We start from the raw sequence: 18,262 nt of genomic DNA, 5'->3' as shown, positions 1-18,262 counted from the left end.
TTTCGTCGCAGCCAGTGAATGCCTTCACATTACTGGTTGCGGATCGCCCACAGCTCCATTTCCAACCCGGGGTACTGGCCCGACACATGCACAGCGATGCCGCCCGACGTCGTCATCTTGCTCCAGTACGGACTGGCGGCATCCAGTTCGAAATAGACGACACCGGAATGGTAGGGGATCTGTCTTGGCGCGACCGGCAGCGGCCGCAGCGTAATCCCGGGCAAGGCAGAGTTCACAAGCTGGCGGATTTCCTCGACCGGGCCGGTCTTGGCCTGACCGGCAAAGTGTCTGCGCACATCTTCGGCCGGAATGTCTGCGTTGACGGCCAACACGAAGCCCGCATTGCCGATCAGTTTGCGGTCGGCGATGACACCAACACTGATGCCGTATTTGCGCGCCTCTAGCGGGATCGACACCGCCGTCTGCTCTAGCACCGAACTCAGATACTGGCGCAGGATGCGGATCACCGGCGCGAACGAGGCCGTCAGATCGTCATGTTGATACGCCGGGAACTGCGGCGCTTCCTTCTCGGCGCTCATGAATGTCGCAAGCTCTCCGGCAAGGGTTGCGCATACGCGGTAGGCGTGTTCGGGATGCACGTTCTCGATATTCGCAAAATGACGCACCAGCGGCAGGTTCCGGTTGATCACCATCAGAAGCAGGAAATCCGAAATCTCGGCAGCACCCTTGGCAGGCCCGCCCTCGGACAAACGCCCGGCCAGCGCCTGCATGCGATGCGATAGCATCCCCTCAAGCTCGTTCATGAAACCTGCCAGTGCCGCTGCAGCGCGCACGTCCAGAACTGAGGGGATAAAGCCTCGATCCAGAATGATCTCTTTGTCCGGGCGGACTTCGATAATCTTGGCAATCGGTATTGCCAGCTTGTCGGCCAGATCGTCCACTTCTAGAGCAAATTGCAGGCGCAGCTTGCCAACACCCAGCGTGACCGGCTTTTTCTGCTGGCTCATAACATCGGTGATTTCCTGTTCGGCCGGGCGCAGACGACTGACCGATTGTTCGGCCCCGCTCAGGTCAACTTCGGACGCACCCTGCCGCCGCTGCGGCACGGTCAGATAGACAACACAATCCTTGATCGTTTCCGGCACTTCCAGCGCGGGAGGGTGGTCTTCTGCCTGCGGCACGCGGAAGACCTGCCCGTCCGGTGTCAGCCCGGAACAGGACTTCAGCGCGAACTGACCAACCTTCAGTACCTCGTCGTCGATCTCAAGCGCGCTCACACCCCAGGCATAAGGCGTTACGCGACGCGCAAGCCCGGCGACCAGGGCCTCGTTATACCGATCGGCCTGCTGAAAGTGATGGGGTTGCAGAAACAACCCTTCGGTCCAAAGCACCTTGCTGTCCCAGGACAATGGCTGCCCTCCCTTGTTCTTGCCGCCCTAGCAGAGCGCTACTTCAGCTTTTCCAGCTGTTCCTTATACGCTTTTGCGAATTCCCGGCTAAAGAGATCATGAAAATCATTCTCTGCCTGATCCGAGATTTCTGCATACATCTTTTCGTACACTTCCCAATACTGGGCCTTTTTGCCCTTGAAAAGTGACCCAAGTTTGCCGGAACCTTCGATTTTCCCCGCCAGAACCTCGGGGTCCAGACGGGCCAGAACGCCCTTCAGCGCAGCCTCCATGCCCGTCACCATCGCAACCTCATGGGCCTTGATGTCGTTCAGGGCCTGTTCTGTTGCCTCTTCCGAGGCCAGATACCCTTTGACACGTGGCTTCACCAACGCTTCGATCGCCTGTTCAGGGCTGATCGAGAATTTTAGCGGGTTGTTCCCGCCTGCACTGATCATCGTCTGATCAATGCGAAACTCGGATTTGATCGAGGTGCGGGTCATCAGAATTTCCCGCAAACCGGTGATCATTGCCCGCAGCACGCGACCCATCCGCCCCATTGTTGCAGGCAAATCGGCGTCATCGATTTTCAGATCGTCAACCTCCAGCGCTTCTAGCAAGGCGCGGGCGGCCGACTGGTCGCCGCCACCCGCCGGCGCAGGTGCCGGAGGTTCGGGCTTTGCCGGTTCCGGGGTCGGTAGCTGACCGCCCGGTGTCGGCTTGACCGGAGGCGGCGGAGCGACCGGCTCAGCCCGGACTGGTTCGGGCGTCGGAATCGGATCCGGGGACGATCCGCCATTGGGCGACAAAAGATCATCGTCCCAATCATCCGGTATCAGATTTGCGCCACCGCCCGCTTGCGGCGCAGAAAACGCGTCCGAAGGTGACGGGTTGTGCATCGCATCGCTGCCACCCATATCCGCATGCACGTCCTTGGGCTTGGCAAAAAACGGATCATCGTCGTCCAGAGGTGGCAACAGCTCATCCATGGGATCAGGCGTTGCGATCTGTCCGGGCCCTTTCGGCGCATCACCACCCAACAGATCATCCAGAAAATCCCCACCCGGCGCGGCATCATCCAGCAACGCCAAAGGATCGGGTGCATTCTGCGATTGGCCCGGAGAAACGCCGGCCTGCTGCATCGGCTGCGGGATCGATTCTTCGAATGTGGGCAGATCGGCACCGATCTCGACCACCATCTCGTAACCACCTGCCGTCAGAACATCGCCATTGTTCAATGGCGTCGGTGTTCGCCCCAGCGCGATCTTGGAATAGTTCAGGAATGTCCCGTTGGTGGACAGGTCCACGATCACCACGTTTCCATTGTGATCTTCGATCACGAAATGGTTTTTGCTGAGTGTTTTTTCAGGGTCGGGCAGAACCAGATCATTGGCCGGGCCACGCCCCACGGTCAAAGAGCCCCCCTGCATTGACACCGGGCGCCCGTCGCCCGGCACAATGCCGGTGGATTGGAATTTTAGTGTGACCGTCATTCGTTTGTCTTCATCCTCCAACCAGAACGGTGGGGCAGCACGGCGGCAGAATCGGACCACCGCAGGCACAGGTGTCCATCATCCGTGCCGCCGGAAGCTTTCCGATCAGCACGGTTGCTGAACCTTTCAGGATCGGGTGCGGAAACGCTGGGGTCGCCAAATCGGTCATCCGCGCCGCTGGCAGTTTTGACACCAGAACGGTCGGACAACAAGGCGGCATAATCGGCATCGGCACCGGCGCCGGAGGCGGCGGCGCTGGCGGCGGGGCCGGCAGCGTGCATGCATGCAGATCGGTTACACGGGCTTGAGGAAATCCCATGTCTACTCCTTTGTCTCTGGACCGGCTTCTTCGCGGTCCAGCTTACCATTCCCACCCCGAGCAATATCTACGCCGCGATCAATCAGCAACTGTAGGTATGCATCAAAATCGCCTTCGTGATTGTCCATCGCAACAACATTCATCGCAAAGGCCACGGTTTCGGCTGCACCGGGCGGAGATGGGATGTTCGCCAGATCCCCCGTTCCCAACGTGCCTTCTGAATATAGCACGCCCATGGCACAGTTCACGGTCTCGTCGTCCGGTTCGGCCAAATCAATGGTTTCCCCGGCTTTTTCGCGGTTTTCCGGCGTTGGGCGGAATACCCATTCCTCGGATGCGGCCAGTGCAGGTGTGTTGTTGTCCGGCGCTTCGCCGACATAATCGCGCGCAGCCATACAAGACCACCAGACACGCTCGCGTGGCGGTAGCGCAACACCCAACAGGCGCAACATATCGATGAAGGCTTCTTTTTCGTCCAGCTCAGCCAGAACGACGTCCAAGGCCGCACTCGCCGGGGCGTCGAGCTTGACGCTCAGCCGAGCATTGGCGTCTGCCAGCATCCGGGCGGCCGGAACCTGTGGAACCTTGACCATATCTGCAAATCGTTCACTCATCGGTCAGCCTCCTTAGTTGATCATCGTCATGCCGCCCTTGAGGGTCAGCATGGCATCGCCGTTAACGGTCGTCATCGGGCTTTTCGCGTCCAGCTTGGCATTGGCCTGAACCTTGATCATGGTGCTTTTGATCGTGATGCTGGTCGGGTCCAATTTGATCGACGATCCGCCCACCTTCAGTTCGATCGACTGCATCGCGGTCATGGTGATCTTGCCGGACTTGGCATCGACCTGAATGTTGCCAGTCTTCACTGTCGTGGTTTTGTTCCCGGTTTTGACCGTTTCTGCGACATTGCCGGTGACCGTTCGGGTCGACTTGCCCTCTATGGTTTCAGTCTGGTCCGTCTTGATACCGATAGTCTGACTGCCGGTCTCGATGGTAAAGGTATGGTCGCCTTCCTTGATCGTCTCATCGACGTTCTTCTTGACCACTTGGCTCAGGCACCCGTCGCCACCATTGCCACCTTTGTCCAGCTTGTCATAGCCGATGGTGATGGTGGACATGTTCTTGACCAGTTTCTCATGATCCTTCTGAGCCTGGAACCGGACGAGTTCAGCGTCTTTCTTGTCCTCGAACATCAGTTCATTGAAGGTATCGGCGCTGCCCTGTTTGCTGGATCGGGTCTTTATTCCAGTTTGGGTTTGGTTATCAGGTAACTTGTACGGGGGCATTGTATCTGCGTTGTACAGCATACCCGTGCAAATCGGACGATCCGGGTCACCTTCCTCAAATTGAATAACCACCTCCTGACCGATCCGGGGAATGCTGACCATGCCCCAGTTCTTGCCAGACCAAGGTGTCACGACGCGCACCCAGCACGTGGTCTTTTCGTCCTTTTTACCCTCGCGATCCCAGTGGAACTGCACCTTGATGCGCCCGTATTTGTCGGTCCAGATTTCCTCACCGCTTTTGCCGGTCACGATAGCGGTATGCAGGCCGGAAATTTCAGGCCAGGGGATTGTCCGGGGCGATTTGAAATCGGTTTTCGCAGGCTGTGCCTGAAACTCGACCATGAACATCTGCCCGCTATCATCGGGAAACTCCAGCGCGCCGGTATCAAGGTCCATGTCTTTCTTTTCAAACCCGAATCCTTCGGTGGTTTGCAGATAGTATTTGGCTCCGGTGATCAGATACTCTGCGTTCTGCGACTTGTCGGGATGCTCTTTCAGCGTGAACTTACTACCGCTCGCCAGAGACCTGACAGACGCCCGACCGCGCCGCACATCGAACTGCGCGTCCTCGGCTTTCATGCGGACCTTGGCGAGATTGCTGCCAGCCCCGGTCTCTTTGTAGTGGCCCGGTGTATCATAAAGCTCGAGCTTCGATTTGAAGCCATGGGCCGCGCTCGTGGACGTATTGGCCCGCGTATCAAGCGAGGCGCTGGGTTTTTCAAAGTCGAAGTCACCCAGCGAGACAACGCCCGACAAAATCTGTTCCGAGGCGGCCCATTCCGTGATGAAATCACCATGCCGTTGCTTATAGTCGTCGCCGCCGCGAAACTCGACCTTTGGCTCGCCTTCAATCGGACTATGAGCCGAGGGTCCATCACACAAGACAAGCGTTTCGTTTTTGTCTTCGGCTTTCGAATAGTCGAAAAAGTAGTAGATCCCCTCTTCCTGCATCAGCCGAGAAACGAAATCAAAATCGGTCTCGCGATACTGCACGCAGTATTCGCGTTGCGGATAGGTTGCCGACAGGCTTTTCTTGAAATCCGAAATCCCGTGTCGGCTGAAGACATCCTCAATGATCTCGACGGTTGTCATGTTCTGATAAATGCGGCTGTCGGTCTTCTGCGTCAGCAGCCAGAACCACGGGCGAAGCTCGGCCAGAAACTGAACGAAACCGTCCCGCAAGGCCAGACGTTCGACACGCACGATTGTTCCGGTGAACTTGCGCTCGGCCCCTTCTTCTGCGGCCAGATGAATAGTCATGACCTTGCCAAGCAGCTTATCCAGCGCAATTGTGGTTTTCTTCGACATGAACTCGACCTGTATTTCGGTCAGCGTGCCAAGTTCTTCCGAGACAATAGCGCGCCGGATCACCAGATCTTCTTCGCCATACGAGTATGAACCGGTGATCCGAAGGGGCCACTCTTTACTTTGCAAACCTTGCGCCATTTCCCGTTCCTTCCAAATCTAGTCTTGCCACATCGTTACAGATCAGCCAGCAATGCGGCCAGTTCCGGGTCCATTTCTTCTTCGCCGTCTTCGGACCCGTCACCAAAGTCGACATCATCATCCCCGAAGGACGACAGAAAGTCGTCCAGATCGTCGGCATCATCCTCTTCTGCCTCCGCGTCGCCACCGCCCTGAAGATCGGCCAGCAACGCCGCCATTTCAGGATCATCATCGTCGTCATCCGATGTGTCATCATCGTCCAGATCCAGATCATCGATGTCGTCATCCAGATCCGTATCAAGGTCGAGATCATCGTCGTCTGCCGGTGCCTCCGATTCCGGTTCGGGCGGCACATCCGGTGACGGTTCGGGCACGGGCACACCTGTCCAGGGGCCTAGAATCTCGGATCCGGCAACGGAATTGAACGAGCCCAGCCGAATCTCATCCCGGCCCTTGACCGACAGAACCGGCATATAGCCGCGCTGCACGGAATGTTCGTGTTTTTCCAGCGTGATGTTGCGCTCGGTGCAGGGCAGCGCCACCTGATCTCCATAGCGATCATTGACGAAATGGAAGGGTATGCCGCCAAGGCTCATGACCGAACCTAAATTCATCGCCTTGCCGTTCTGTTTGAACGACCGCGCCAGAAGGATCGTCACCAGAACCGCCGGGTTGGCCCAGAGCATGCCGCGCAGACCTTCGGTTTCAGTAAACTCCTCGAAATCGAATTCGTAAATCGGCTCGGACTTGGCGCCGTATGGACGCCGCAACAGGAAGCGGGGCGAGGCCAGTCCCACATGCCCTGCCTCGGGCATCGCGCGGAATGTGTCCCACGCCTTGGTGACCAGTGGGTGACGGTCTTCTTTCTTGGTCTCCAGATAAGCAGGCGTGATCGCGCTGATAAACGGAGCATCCACATGCGCTGCTACGCGTCCGATCCGGCCCAGCAGCTCGGCATGTGGCGGCGTTTCCTCGAAGGTATAAAGACCGATCAGCGCCGAGTATCCGCCCCGCCCGTTCTCTTCGTCCAGCGGTTCTTCGGTCAGCAGACGGACCAGCCCGGTCTTGGCAAGATCTTCTTCGGCGGCCAAATCGGCCGCAATCTCTTCGGCCGAGACATCGTAAAGGATCACGTCCAAAGTATCGTCATCCTCGACGCTTCGAGCGATCAAATCCAAGCTGCGCCATTGCGCCTCGACCGACTGGAACTCGGGGTGATGCAGCACCATGCGCATGGCCGCGCTCAACGCTTCGTCCACGGCTGTCTGCATGGCCGAAACATCGGGGCTGGGCAGCTTGCGGATATGTGGCCCGACCACCCGTTTCAACAGGTCATCCACCGGCGACGGCTGCGCCAGTTCGCCGCTGGTGTCGCCGATCAGCTTCTGAAAGTCGCTCAGTTTCAGATCGGCGCGAACCGTATTGCCGCCCGACGTCTTGCGCGGGGGTACAACGGCCTGACCAAATTCTTCGCCCCAAGCGATGAGTTGCTTGGCCGCGTGATCTGCCGTGGCCCCGGAACTGAGCTGGCTTTTCAGACCTGAAAGCCCGTCAAACAGTTCGACATTTTCGTAAAGCTCGTCCGGATGCAGATCGTCAAGTTCCTTGAGCTTGACCTCGACCCCCGCGCCATCCTTTCCAAGCGGCAGCACCAGTGTGGTTGCAAAGCTTTGGATCACGTCCTCGACGGTATCCGGGTCCAGAAGGATTGGTTTGCGCGCGGCCAACGCGTCGCCAGTTTCGATCTGTCTGCGCGCGGCACGGCCTGAGAAATCTCCGAATATGGCAATGCGGAACCGCGTGCGCTTTAATCGTTCGGGATCGGGCCGATCGGCGCTCATCTTGCCAAAGGCCAACACCGGTTCTCCGTCAGAATTCGCACCTTTCGGCGCTTCAACGCTTTCGGTTTGTTCTAGATCCTCATCGGCGGCCACGTCCTCGAGATCCACAGACTCTTCTGCATCGTCGTCATCACCGCCCAGCAAATCGTCCAGGTCGAGGTCCAGATCATCCAGGCCGCTGTCATCCCCTGCGTCTTCGGGGGCGTCGTCATCATCTGCACCCAGATCGTCGAGCAGCCCGTCAAGATCCAAGTCCTCGTCGTCCGCAACTGGTTTCTCGTCATCGTCAAGAAAATCCTCCAGATCATCCGTCGACGCGTCGTCGTCGTCGAGGTCAAGGTCCCCTAAAAGGTCATCGAGGTCGTCGTCACTGTCCGCGACCAGTTCATCGGCATCCAAATCGGCAAGAGGATCGTCGGCGTCCTCAGCGTCTTCGGGAGCGTCCTCTTCCAGATCGCCCAGCAAATCGTCCAGACCCGAACTTTCGTCTGCGCCGCCAGAAACCGCGTTGTCTAGATCACCCAACAGGTCATCAAGATCACCATCGGTCTCTGCGTCCTCATCGGTATCGTCTATAGTGAGATCACCAAGAATATCGTCCGCGTCCTCAGCCTCCTCGACATCGGGCACCGAGGCGAGGATATCATCGGCGTCATCTTCTTCGGCTTCTTCGTCCGGAGCCATGTGCGCCAGATCACCTAACAGATCGTCCAGATCGTCATCGGTTTCCTCCTCGGGTGCAGCGTCTGCCAACTCTCCGAGAATATCTTCAGCGTCGTCAGTCTCGTCGGCCTCCTCGACTTCGGGCATCGCAGTCAGAATATCGTCAGTATCATCCTCTTCGGCGACCTCGTCCGGAGCCAGGTCGGCCAGATCACCTAAAAGATCATCCAGATCGTCTTCGGCTTCCTCCTCGGGTGCAGCATCTGCCAAATCCCCGAGAATATCTTCTGCTTCGTCAGTCTCTTCGATCTCTTCGACTTCGGGCATCGCAGTCAGAATGTCGTCGGTATCATCCTCTTCGGCTGCCTCGTCCGGAGCCATGTCGGCTAGATCGCCCAGAAGATCATCCAGATCGTCTTCGGCTTCCTCCTCGGGTGCAGCATCGGCCAAATCCCCGAGAATATCTTCAGCGTCGTCAGTCTCTTCGGCCTCCTCGACTTCCGGCATCGCAGTCAGAATGTCGTCGGTATCATCCTCTTCGGCTGCCTCGTCCGGAGCCATGTCGGCCAGATCGCCTAACAAATCGTCCAGATCGTCATCGGTTTCCTCTTCGGGTGCAGCATCGGCCAACTCCCCGAGAATATCTTCTGCTTCGTCAGTCTCTTCGGCCTCCTCGACTTCGGGCATCGCAGTCAGAATGTCGTCGGCGTCATCCTCTTCGGCTTCCTCGTCCGGAGCCAAGTCGGCCAGATCGCCCAGAAGATCGTCCAGATTGTCTTCGGCTTCCTCTTCGGGTGCAGCATCTGCCAAATCTCCGAGAATATTTTCTGCTTCGTCAGTCTCTTCGATCTCTTCGACTTCGGGCATCGCAGCCAATATGTCGTCGGTTTCGTCCTCTTCGGCGGCCTCGTCCGGGGCCATTTCGACCAGATCACCCAGAAGATCATCCAGATCGCTGTCTTCTGAAACTTCGTCTTCCGGTGCCGCATCCGCCAATTCGCCCAGCACATCCGATTGGTCGTCCTCAACCGGCTCGGGGGCGTCGGGCAGCGAAGACAAGGCGTCCTCAATACCCGCGTCTTCCTCTTCGTTAACCGGAGCGGTGTCAGCGAGGTCGGACAGGATGTCACCCGTTCCGTCCTCAACCTCATCGACCTCCAATTCGGGTACCGATGCCAAGGCATCGTCCACGCCGTTGTCCAGCGCCACGTCTTCAGGGGCCATGTCGGCGAGATCGGACAGAACAGTGCCGGTTTCGTCAACGGCTTCGTCTGGGACAGCGTCGGGAATCGACGACAACGCATCCTGTACCGAAGTATCTTCAACCGCGTCTTCAGGCGCGGTAGCCGCCAGATCTGACAGAACATCGCTGGCGTCATCTTGGACCTGCGACGGCTCGGCGGCATCGGGCAGCGAAGCGAGCGCGTCATTAAGCGACGTATCCGCTGGCGTGTCATCGGGTGCGGTCGCGGCCAAATCTGAAAGCACGTCCGCCGAGGTATCGCTGCGTTCCTCTGATGGCGCTTCGGGCAATGAGGCCAATGCGTCCTCGACCGAATGATCCTGCGGCGCATCCTCGGGCGCTGCGTCGCGCAGGGCATCCAGCGCGGCTTGTTGATCCTGTACCTCGACCGGGCTGCTGGCCAAACTGCTTAGCAACGCCGGATCGGCAAGTATCTTTTCGATCAGCGTTTCTGCCCCGGCTTTGCCATCCATATAGGCCATCAACGTGGACAATTGAGTGCGCGCGTCGAGCAGTTTGCGCAGAGGTTCGATCTTGGCCGCAATCTGCGCCGGGTTGAAATCGGCCATTTTTTCAAACGTCAGATCAACCGCAAGATTGCCTTCTCCCGTCAGAGTATTCGGCACCGAGAACTCAACCCGAGGCGCCATCGCCTTCATCCGGTCATCGAAATTGTCGACATCGATCTCAAGAAACTTACGGTCCGAGACTGCGGGTGTTTCGGCCTTGGATTTGCCCGACAAGTCACTCAGCACACCCATGACAAATGGCAGCTGAACTTTTTTCTGGGCACCGTATAGCTCGACATCATATTCGATCTGAACGCGAGGCGCGCGGTTGCGGGCGATGAACTTCTGCGAACTGTCAGCCATTGGTCTGCCCCTTCAGCTCCGCCACCTCGCGGCGCAATGCTTTGACTTCCTGCATCAGCTCCATGACGTGCTCATCGACGATGTCTGTCTCACTGCGCACAAGATCGCGCAGATGCGAGAATTCTTCGACCGATTCATCCTCGACAGCTGATTGCATGGTGTTGACCAGCAGGCCGATAAACAGGTTCAGCACCGAAAAGGCGGTGATCACGATGAACGGAACAAAGAAGATCCAGGCCGTCGGGTGCACTTCCATTACTGGGCGCACAATTCCCATGGACCAGCTTTCCAGCGTCATGATCTGGAACAGTGAATAGAGCGACCGCCCAAGCGACCCGAACCATTCGGGGAAGTCGGGGCCATACATCAGCGTCGCCATCACGGCAAACACGTAAAACACGATCGAAATCATGATGATCACGGCGCCCATTCCGGGCAGCGCATCCAGCAGCGCCTGAACAACCGCGCGCATTTGCGGTATGACCGACAGCAAGCGCATCGCACGGATAACCCGCAGACCGCGCAACGCGGACAGGCCGTCGCGGTTGGGCAACAGGCCCAGCGTTACGACCACTAGGTCAAAGATATTCCATGCGTTTTTGAAGAAAGACAGCCGATAGGCGTAAAATTTCACCAAAAGTTCGGCGACAAATATGCCCAGAACGATTTTGTCGAAAGCTACCAGCAAATGACCGACATTGGCCTGAACTGCGGGTGACGTAGACAACCCCAGCGTGATGGCATTGAAAATGATCACGCCCAGAATGGTATTCGTGACGACCCTGCGCTCGACAAATTCGCGGGCACGTTCACGAAGCGTGGGATCTGGGGCCGTTCGAGAGTCCAACTGAGTCACTCCTTGGTGCAAAGCGGGCAGCATCGGACCTCACACCGATCCTGCCCGCAATAGTCAGCTTACTTTACCGCTTTGACAATCTTGGCGCCGGACTTTGCCAGAGCCTTGCCCGCGCTGATCATGAAGTTCGCGGTATCTTCGTGGTCTTCCGCGAACTTGATCGCCTTGGACAGTTTTCCACCATCCCAGATACCCTTGGTTTCAAGGTCCTTGATGACCTTTGCGGCCTCGGCCTTCAGCTCGTCGTATTTCTTCTTTTTGACTTCGAATTTTTCGAGCTTGTAAGCCATTTCTTTCGCCAGACGTTCCGCCTCTGCGGCTTCGGCCGAGATGGCTTTGTCCGGGTGGCTTTTCATCTTGTCGGCGTTTTCGCGGGCGTCATTCGCCTTCACAAGCGCCTCGTTCATGTGCTTGCGCATCAACAGCATCCGCGTGGCACCGTCATCGAGGTGCTTTTTCAGCGATTTGACGTGGCCCGAAGTGCCAGCCATCAGCAGCTTGACCTTTTCCTTCGGCCCCAGCTTGCGGAATTCAGACGCTTTCTTTTTCTTTTCCTGGTACTCGACAGCCTTGGTGATCGCCGCAATGTCCTTTTCGATCTTCTCAAGGAAACCCTTGTAGCTGTCATATTCCTTCTTGATCGTCTTGCCGCTGGTGATCAGAGCGCCGACACCGGTACCGATCGCTGCGGCGATGACAACAGCCGCTACACCACCAGTCAGAACCGTTGCTGCGATGGATGCTGCCGCCACAGCCAGCGTGATCAGAACCAAAGCCGTTATTTTCAGACCCGTCTTAATCTTCTTGCGGGTCATTTTCTTTTTCAGCTTTTTCTCGACATAGTCGTAGACCTGCTCCATGCAGGTCGTCGCCAGCGACTGAACCTCGTTCTGGAAAGTCTTGAGACCCTGCTTGATCAGCTGGTTCGCCGTTTCGATGAATTTCTTCAGCTGCGCTTCCGAATAGTCCTTTTTCTCGATGTCCTTTTCGGTGCCGTCCATTGCTTTCTTGAACTCGGCCGAACGCTTTTTCTCAAGCTTGGTAAAGTTCTTATCCCACAGTTTGGCATAGGCGGCGCGCAGCAGCTTGGTTTCCGTTTCGTCCTCGCCCTCGGGTACGGCGTGGGCCACCGTAAACTCGCATTTGGGCTGCTTGAACATTTTGCCCTTGTATCCGATGTTCAGTTTTGCGCTTGTACTAAATGCAGCCATTCTCTCTCTCCTAGTATGCTATGTGCTTCGACCGTCGATTGATCGCCCTTAGTCAAACCCATAAGTGAAGTCGCCGTCTGTGACGTCGATCACGACTTTGGAAACTTCTTCGCCCTCCATCATTCTTTTTAGGAATTCTGCCGAAATATCCGGCAGCATCGTGTTGGTCACGATCGCATCGATCATGCGACCACCGCTGTCCAGTTCCTGACACCGGTTCACGATCTCGTCGACCACCGCATCGGTGTATTCGAAAGGTACACCATGTGCCTGTTGAACGCGTTTCTGAATCCGACCAAGTTGCAACTTGGTAATCTCGCCCAGCATATCGGGGCTGAGCGGGTAATAGGGGATCGTCACCAAACGCCCCAACAATGCGGGAGGGAATACCTTGAGCATCGGATCCCGCAGTGCCTTGGCCATGCCTTCCGGGTCCGGCATCAGGTCCGGGTCGGCGCACATATCCATGATCATTTCCGTGCCCACATTCGAGGTCAGCAGGATCAGCGTGTTCTTGAAGTCGATCACGCGGCCTTCGCCATCCTCCATAACGCCCTTGTCGAAGACCTGGAAAAAGATCTCGTGCACATCCGGGTGAGCCTTTTCGACCTCATCCAGCAGGACAACCGAGTACGGCTTACGCCGCACCGCTTCGGTCAAAACCCCACCCTCGCCATAGCCGACATAGCCCGGAGGCGCGCCCTTCAGGCTGCTGACAGTATGAGCCTCTTGGTATTCGGACATGTTGATGGTGATGACGTTCTGTTCACCACCATAGAGCACCTCGGCCAGCGCCAGCGCGGTTTCGGTCTTGCCCACGCCGCTGGTGCCCGCCAGCATGAATACGCCAATGGGTTTGTTCGGGTTGTCGAGCCCCGCGCGGCTGGTCTGAACCCGCTTGGCGATCATCTTCATCGCATGGTCCTGACCAATCACGCGTTGGGCCAGACGGTCTTCAAGGTTCAGAATCGTTTCGATCTCATCCTTGACCATGCGGCCAACGGGGATGCCCGTCCAATCGCCAACCACGCTGGCAACCGCCTGATGATCCACGATCGGCAGGATCAGCGGGCTGTCGCCTTGCAATTTCTCGAGTTCGGCATTCTTGGCTTTTAGTTCAGCCAGCAGAGCCTCGCGGTCGATGGGTTGCCCTTCCGGGGCTTCTTCCGTCGCGGCTTCGCCTTCGGCCGTGCCGGTGCCTTCGACCTCTTGCCCACCTGCGCGCAGCTTGGCCCGCAAGTCGAGGATTTCCTCAACGACCTTTTTCTCAGCCTCCCAACGCCCATTCAGTTCAGCCAGCCGCGCCTCTTCGGCCTCCTTTGCGGCGTTCACAGCCTCGCGGCGGTCGGCAACGTCATAGCCTGCGGTTTCATCGCGTTCGATAATTTCCAACTCGGTTGTCAGAGCCTCGATCCGGCGCTGGCTGTCATCCACTTCCGCCGGAACCGCGTGCTGAGACACCGCAACGCGGGCACATGCGGTATCCATCAGGCTGACCGATTTATCCGGCAACTGCCGAGCGGGGATGTAACGCGCGGACAAAGTCACCGCCGCCTCGATCCCCTCGTCCAGCACTTGCACGCGGTGGTGTTTTTCCAGCATCGAGGCGATGCCGCGCATCATCAGAACCGCCTTGGGGATATCCGGCTCTTCCACATGCACCACTTGGAAACGGCGGGTGAGGGCCGGGTCTTTCTCGATGTATTTCTTGTACTCGGCCCATGTGGTCGCGCCGATAGTGCGTAGCGTACCGCGCGCCAGCGCCGGTTTCAGCAGGTTGGCTGCGTCACCGGTTCCGGCAGCTCCGCCCGCGCCCACAAGAGTGTGTGTTTCGTCGACAAACATCACGATCGGCGTCGGGCTGGCCTGCACTTCGTCAATCACCTGACGCAGACGGTTTTCGAATTCGCCTTTCATGGACGCGCCCGCTTGCAGCAGGCCCACATCCAGCACCAGCAGGCGCACATCTTTCAGCGCGGGCGGCACGTCGCCGCGCGCGATGCGCAGGGCAAAGCCTTCGACCACGGCCGTTTTGCCCACTCCGGCCTCACCAGTCAGGATCGGGTTGTTCTGGCGACGGCGCATTAGCACGTCTACAATCTGACGGATTTCCTCGTCGCGACCCACAATCGGGTCGATCTCGCCATTGCGTGCCTGCTCGGTCAGATCGGTGCAGAACTGCTCCAGCGCTTCACCCTTACCCATTGCGCCGGGCGCCATCGCGCCGCTCGCCTCGCCGGGCTCGGCGCCACCGCCGACGTTGGACCCATCCTGTGCGCCCAGCGTATCCTCGGGCGAACCATCCGTGGCCTCGCCAAAGTTGTCGGCCAGATCATCAGCCCCGATCTTGGCCAGTTCCGGCGACATGCTGGCCAGAATATTACGCAGCGCAGGCGTCTTGAGCATGCCCAATATCAAATACCCCGTCCGCACCTTGCTGTCGGAATACAGCAGCGAACCCCAGACCCAGCCGCGCTCCATCGCGTCCATCAGGTGATCGCTAAGGTCCGAGATCGAGGACGCCCCGCGCGGCAACAGGTCTAACGACCGCGTCAGCTCGGACGCGATCTTTCCCGGGTCCAGATCGTAGTGCTGGATGATGCGGTGAATGTCGCTGTCCTGACCGTTCAGAATCTGATGTAGCCAGTGCTGGATTTCGACGTAAGGATTGCCCCGCATCTTGCAGAACACGGTGGCCCCTTCGATGGCCTGATAGCCCAGCTTGTTCAGCTTGCCGAACAGCGAAACACGGCTGATTTCCGTCATCTTCAATACCTCTCGTTGTGGGCCTGTTCTGCGGCCTCGAATTCTTGGTTTATGTATCCGGGATAAAGGATCAGATCGTCCGCATCCGGTCTGTCCTGTTCCGGGTCGTCGCGGGTTCGAATCCAACTGGTATGGCCCAACTGGGTTGTTCCACCCAGCGACGCGCGCGGAACCTCGTCGCCGGACAAAACCAGATTGACTTCCCAATCCAGCGTGTCCCCGGCATAGGTCCGCAGAATGGCCTCGAGCCGCTCCTGCGACACACCCCCGGGCAACAAACGCTTGTAGTCCACCAGCGAAAGCGGACCGATCCGAATGCGAAATTTGGCCGACCGCGACCACACGCGGTTGCCAATACTGGTCGATTGCCCAAGTCGGGCCGGGCCACCAAGCTGCCAGGTATCATCCGGCTCAAGTTCGAGCCAGGTTCCGACGAATTGCTGAACATGTGCCTCGACGCCGAAATAATCGGACAGAATCGCGATCAGGCCCTCAACCGTCTTGGTTCCCGATCCCAGATGCCCCGCAAAAAACCGGCGCAGCATGTCGGGCATCGCGTCCCGGTCCGAGTATTCTGCACCCTTGAACCCCGCCAGCGCAGCAACCCGCTGTTCGAACGGATCATCGCCGCGATCAAAACTGGGCGCGGGTTCCGCTGCAGCCCATGCTCGGTAAAGCAGGCTCATCAGACGGTGCGTCAGCATATCCGCGAAGGCGACAAATGTCGGATCGCGGTGGTTGCGCAACCGATCCCGGGCAAATTCTGTCAGATGCAGCGGCAGCGGCCCCTGAGGGCCAAAAAAACCAAAAAACAGATTGCTCAGCTTGCCGGGTTGATTGCCCGAAGCCGGGTCAAACCGTGTCAGCGTGTTCGGTGGAAAGGCCAGTGACACGTCCTGCCCAAGGCGCACCTGATCCTGACGCGGACGACGGGATTCCCCCAGACGCGGTGCATCGGCGTAATGCGCCTCGATCACGCGCAACGCCTGAAAGATGTGATGCTTTTCAGGCTCCGCCGCCAGCGCGGCGATCAGGCTTAGATGATCCTGCCCAGGCCGGCTGCCGGTCGCCATCTGGCAATCTCTCCCCTTCGTTCGGTTTTCAACACCGTTTCCGTGAAACTGTTGATCGTAGTGTATTTTCGGAAGAACCGTTCCAGCACAGCACCGAGCACATACACGCTTGTGCCCTCATAAAAGCTTTCGTCGAACCCAAGTGTGATTTCTAGACCGCGAACCGCAGTGCTGAGTACCTCGTCGCTCATCCGGCGCACGATTGGGCGGCTCGAGACCGAGACAACGCCCTCAAGCTGCTTTTCAGTCACGCGATTGCCCAAGGGTGCGTAGATTCCCAGCAGTTCACGCAAGGCGCCTGCACCGCCGTCTTTGCCGTCGCCGGCAATCGACAAATAGTTCAGGCTGAGATGACTGATCAACTTCCAGGCGGCGTCGCCCTGCGCAAGCGTGGCGTGCGGTCGTGTCGGCGTCACAGGCGTTCGAATTGATTTGACCGGTCCTCCGTCCGGCAGGTGGAACACACCGTCACCGCCCGCGGCCAGCAACATCGGCAGATCGCGGTTCGAACACAGCGCCTCAACCGCCAATTGTTCCAGCGTTCCGGGATACGGGGCCTGCGCGCGGTCCACCAGCGTCAGGTACACCTCGGACCCGAGATACGAGGTCCGCACCCCGCGCAGTCGTTCCTTTTCATTCCGCTGACGCATTCTGCGCTTGACCGTGTAATAGGCGGAATGATTGTCACCCGCAGCCGTCAGGTCCGTGTCGCTGTAGAAGGGGCGGAAAGGAATATCGCCCTCTTCATCCGCCTGAATGCCGATCACGCGATCGATCGAGAAAATCTCATAGTCCAAACCGGCCGTGCGGTTCGGAACAATGTGGTGCTCGGTGTCCATCTGGGTGATGTGCACTCGGTCGCAACGACGGTGAAACAGGTTAACCGCAGGCACCGCATTCAGGGTAAAAGCGGTTGGGGTCACCGCAGGCGAGACGTCGCGCATACCCTCTTGCAACAGGATATAGATATCGACATCCGTGCCAGCCGATTGTTTCAGCGCTGGCTTCAACCCGGTCAGTTCCACAAACAGGAACCGTTCAGGCATCGCAAAATATTCCTGCAGCAGACGGTATCCGTCAAAGGACTGACGCGGCGTGGGCAGCAGGGCTTCATTGCTCTCGAACCCTTTCGGAACGACATCTGCCTCCATCAGCCGCACAGTCCAATCCGCGCGCCGGTCGGTGGATCGCCCGGTCAGACCAACACATTGCGTGCTGAGCAACTCATGCAGCGCCCAGGGTTTGCCACTTTGCGTATCCAGATGCAGCACAAGGCTGTCCAATTCCAGATCCGCCATCGGCTCACCATCGGTCCGGTTCAGGCGTAGCCGAATACCGGCACGTGCGTCGGTTTCCTTGGCCACCCCGGCAGCAACAAGCTCGCCCCGTCCGTCGATGTACTCGGCTTCGGTAATTTCGATCGGCCACAATGTCAGATCCGAGGACGTGGCAAACTCACAAGCCGTTTGTTCGCCCTCTGCCAGGCGCGCGCGCAGCGTCGTGCCGCGCGCGATGGGATACCCTTCTTTCAACGCTGCATTGCCCACATCGGGCTCAAGCTGAGCGATCATCATCGACGGCGTCGGTGCCAGATAATGCGGGTAAACGATCTCGAGCAGGTTCGACGTGAAGGTCGGGAACTGCATTTCCAGTTCCAATTGCACACGCGCAGCCAGAAAGGCACTGCCTTCCAGCAGGCGTTCCACATAGGGATCGACGACCTCGATCCCCTCCATCCCCAAACGCGAGGCGATTTTTGGATAGGCATTGGCAAATTCCGCACCCATTTCGCGCAGAAAGGCAAGTTCGGTTTCATAGTGCTTGAGAAGCCGTGTGTCCATTTC

Annotated in this window: 11 protein-coding genes and 1 pseudogene; all 12 read right to left on the bottom strand. The window is 58.1% G+C overall.

All coding sequences use genetic code 11. The features are described 5' to 3' along the window. Positions 1-29: 29 nt before the first annotated feature. The 12 genes and pseudogenes from tssK to tssF all read right to left on the bottom strand — a co-directional run bounded on the left by tssK (position 30) and on the right by tssF (position 18,259). Positions 30-1,370, bottom strand: a complete 1,341-nt coding sequence (gene tssK, locus ACR0JA_RS10070; protein WP_480573576.1) for a type VI secretion system baseplate subunit TssK — start codon at positions 1,368-1,370, stop codon at positions 30-32. A gap of 38 nt (positions 1,371-1,408) precedes the next feature. After that, a complete protein-coding gene (gene tagH, locus ACR0JA_RS10065) occupies positions 1,409-2,842 on the bottom strand; it encodes a type VI secretion system-associated FHA domain protein TagH (protein ID WP_480573573.1) in 1,434 nt (477 codons plus the stop codon). A gap of 10 nt (positions 2,843-2,852) precedes the next feature. Beyond that, positions 2,853-3,161: a PAAR domain-containing protein gene (locus ACR0JA_RS10060; protein WP_170710785.1), complete on the bottom strand. Its 309-nt coding sequence runs from the start codon at positions 3,159-3,161 to the stop codon at positions 2,853-2,855. A gap of 2 nt (positions 3,162-3,163) precedes the next feature. Beyond that, positions 3,164-3,775: a DUF6931 family protein gene (locus ACR0JA_RS10055; protein ID WP_480573569.1), complete on the bottom strand. Its 612-nt coding sequence runs from the start codon at positions 3,773-3,775 to the stop codon at positions 3,164-3,166. A gap of 12 nt (positions 3,776-3,787) precedes the next feature. Next, positions 3,788-5,893 carry a type VI secretion system Vgr family protein gene (locus ACR0JA_RS10050; protein WP_480573566.1) on the bottom strand — a complete coding sequence of 702 codons (2,106 nt, stop codon included), beginning with the start codon at positions 5,891-5,893 and terminating at the stop codon, positions 3,788-3,790. A 35-nt stretch (positions 5,894-5,928) separates the two neighbouring features. Continuing rightward, positions 5,929-9,264: a type VI secretion system contractile sheath domain-containing protein gene (locus ACR0JA_RS10045; RefSeq protein WP_480574216.1), complete on the bottom strand. Its 3,336-nt coding sequence runs from the start codon at positions 9,262-9,264 to the stop codon at positions 5,929-5,931. A gap of 765 nt (positions 9,265-10,029) precedes the next feature. Further along, a pseudogene (gene tssB / locus ACR0JA_RS10040) lies at positions 10,030-10,512 on the bottom strand (type VI secretion system contractile sheath small subunit); the annotation flags it as partial. Further along, a complete protein-coding gene (locus ACR0JA_RS10035; RefSeq protein WP_480573563.1) occupies positions 10,505-11,359 on the bottom strand; it encodes an ion transporter in 855 nt (284 codons plus the stop codon). The pseudogene tssB and the gene ACR0JA_RS10035, both read right to left, overlap by 8 nt. A gap of 68 nt (positions 11,360-11,427) precedes the next feature. Further along, the gene (locus tag ACR0JA_RS10030; protein ID WP_480573560.1) at positions 11,428-12,579 is read right to left on the bottom strand and encodes a hypothetical protein; all 1,152 of its coding nucleotides are present in this window, start codon (positions 12,577-12,579) and stop codon (positions 11,428-11,430) included. Positions 12,580-12,627: 48 nt separating this feature from the next. Beyond that, the gene (gene tssH / locus ACR0JA_RS10025; RefSeq protein WP_480573557.1) at positions 12,628-15,345 is read right to left on the bottom strand and encodes a type VI secretion system ATPase TssH; all 2,718 of its coding nucleotides are present in this window, start codon (positions 15,343-15,345) and stop codon (positions 12,628-12,630) included. Positions 15,346-15,347: 2 nt separating this feature from the next. After that, complete coding sequence (tssG, locus tag ACR0JA_RS10020) at positions 15,348-16,418, bottom strand: type VI secretion system baseplate subunit TssG (protein ID WP_480573554.1); 1,071 nt, start codon at positions 16,416-16,418, stop codon at positions 15,348-15,350. Next, a complete protein-coding gene (gene tssF, locus ACR0JA_RS10015; RefSeq protein WP_480573551.1) occupies positions 16,382-18,259 on the bottom strand; it encodes a type VI secretion system baseplate subunit TssF in 1,878 nt (625 codons plus the stop codon). Before tssF ends, tssG begins: the two co-directional genes overlap by 37 nt. Positions 18,260-18,262: the final 3 nt, after the last annotated feature.

It is taken from the genome of Ruegeria sp. AM4 (assembly GCF_056540665.1).
This window is presented reverse-complemented; position numbering and strand designations above follow the sequence as displayed.

What these genes read in the sequence shown, in the direction of transcription:
- ACR0JA_RS10050 (WP_480573566.1), bottom strand. Translation starts at nt 5,893, where the DNA reads ATGGCGCAAGGTTTGCAAAGTAAAGAGTGGCCCCTTCGGATCACCGGT.
- ACR0JA_RS10060 (WP_170710785.1), bottom strand. Translation starts at nt 3,161, where the DNA reads ATGGGATTTCCTCAAGCCCGTGTAACCGATCTGCATGCATGCACGCTG.
- ACR0JA_RS10055 (WP_480573569.1), bottom strand. Translation starts at nt 3,775, where the DNA reads ATGAGTGAACGATTTGCAGATATGGTCAAGGTTCCACAGGTTCCGGCC.
- tssG (WP_480573554.1), bottom strand. Translation starts at nt 16,418, where the DNA reads ATGGCGACCGGCAGCCGGCCTGGGCAGGATCATCTAAGCCTGATCGCC.
- ACR0JA_RS10045 (WP_480574216.1), bottom strand. Translation starts at nt 9,264, where the DNA reads ATGCCCGAAGTCGAAGAGATCGAAGAGACTGACGAAGCAGAAAATATT.
- ACR0JA_RS10030 (WP_480573560.1), bottom strand. Translation starts at nt 12,579, where the DNA reads ATGGCTGCATTTAGTACAAGCGCAAAACTGAACATCGGATACAAGGGC.
- tssF (WP_480573551.1), bottom strand. Translation starts at nt 18,259, where the DNA reads ATGGACACACGGCTTCTCAAGCACTATGAAACCGAACTTGCCTTTCTG.
- tssH (WP_480573557.1), bottom strand. Translation starts at nt 15,345, where the DNA reads ATGACGGAAATCAGCCGTGTTTCGCTGTTCGGCAAGCTGAACAAGCTG.
- tagH (WP_480573573.1), bottom strand. Translation starts at nt 2,842, where the DNA reads ATGACGGTCACACTAAAATTCCAATCCACCGGCATTGTGCCGGGCGAC.